At 68.7% G+C, this 1,369-nt stretch carries 1 protein-coding gene; it reads left to right on the plus strand.

Translation table 11 applies throughout. The features are described from left to right. Window positions 1-1,369 (plus strand): condensation domain-containing protein (locus tag ACMA1D_RS31910; RefSeq protein ID WP_414727459.1); only part of this gene is annotated, 1,369 nt, incomplete at both ends.

Raw genomic sequence — 1,369 nt, forward strand, 5'->3', positions numbered from 1 at the left:
ACCGCGAGGCGCTGCGGCTGGCGCTCGCCGACGTCGTCGCCCGGCACGAGAGCCTACGTACCGTCTTCGCCGAGGACGTGGCGGGCTCGTACCAGATCGTGCTGCCCACGGACCAGGTGGATCTTGAGCTTCCCGTCGTGGAGACGGGCCCGGCCGAGGTCGCGGCGGCGCTCGCCGTGGCGGCTGAGCAGCCGTTCGACCTAGCCGCGGAGATCCCGTTCCGAGCCATGCTGTTCGCGGTCGCTGAGGACGAGCACGTCTTGCTCGCGCTGACCCATCACATCGTCAGTGACGCCTGGTCGCGTGCGCCGCTCGCGCGCGACGTGGCGGCTGCGTACGAGGCGCGGGTGTCGACGGGGGAGGCGCCGGCCTGGGCGCCGTTGCCGGTGCAGTACGCGGACTACAGCCTGTGGCAGCGGCAGGTGTTGGGTGCGGAGTCGGATGCGGGGAGTGAGATCGCCCGGCAGCTCGGCTATTGGACGGAGACCCTGGCTGACCTGCCGGAACAGTTGGACCTGCCGTACGACAGGCCGCGGCCCGCGGTCGCCACGTACCGCGGCGACCGGGTGGGCATCGAGGTGCCTGCCGAGCTGTACGCGCGCATCAGCGACGTGGCCCGGGATACGCAGGCCAGCCCCTTCATGGTGCTCCAGGCCGCGCTTGCGGTACTCCTGTCGAAGCTGAGCGGGAGCACGGACATTCCCATCGGCACACCCATCGCGGGCCGTACCGATGAAGCGCTCGACGACCTGATCGGCGTCTTCATCAACACCCTGGTGCTCCGCACCAACACGGCGGGGAATCCGAACTTCACCGAACTGGTGCACCGGGTCAGGGAAGTGAACCTCGGTGCTTACGGGCACCAGGACGTGCCCTTCGAGCGCATCGTGGAGGCGGTCAACCCCGAGCGTTCGTTGTCGCGGCACCCGCTGTTCCAGGTGCTGCTGACGCTGAACAACACGGACTACCACGGCGCCCTAGACGTCCTCGGCGACATGCCGGGCCTCACCGCGGCGCGGGAACAGATCGACACGTCGGTAGCCAAGTTCGACCTGGCCTTCGGCTTCACCGAGCGGTACGGGGACGACGGCCAGGTGTCGGCCTTCGACGGCGTACTGGAATTCAGCACGGACCTCTTCGACCGGGCTAGCGCCGAGATGCTGGGGCAGCGGTACCTCCGGGTCCTGGAGCACCTGGTCGGTGCCCCGGACCAGCCGGTGGACCGGGCCGACGTGCTCTTCGCGGACGAGGTGGAGAAGCTGCTTGTGGAGTGGGGTGTGGGTGGTGGTGATGGTGGTGTGTTGGGTGGTTCGGTGTTGGGGTTGTTTGGTGAGCAGGTGTTGTTGCGGGGTGGGGCGGTTGCGGTGCG

Source organism: Streptomyces sp. 796.1, assembly GCF_047525675.1.
Classification (GTDB): Bacteria; Actinomycetota; Actinomycetes; order Streptomycetales; family Streptomycetaceae; genus Streptomyces.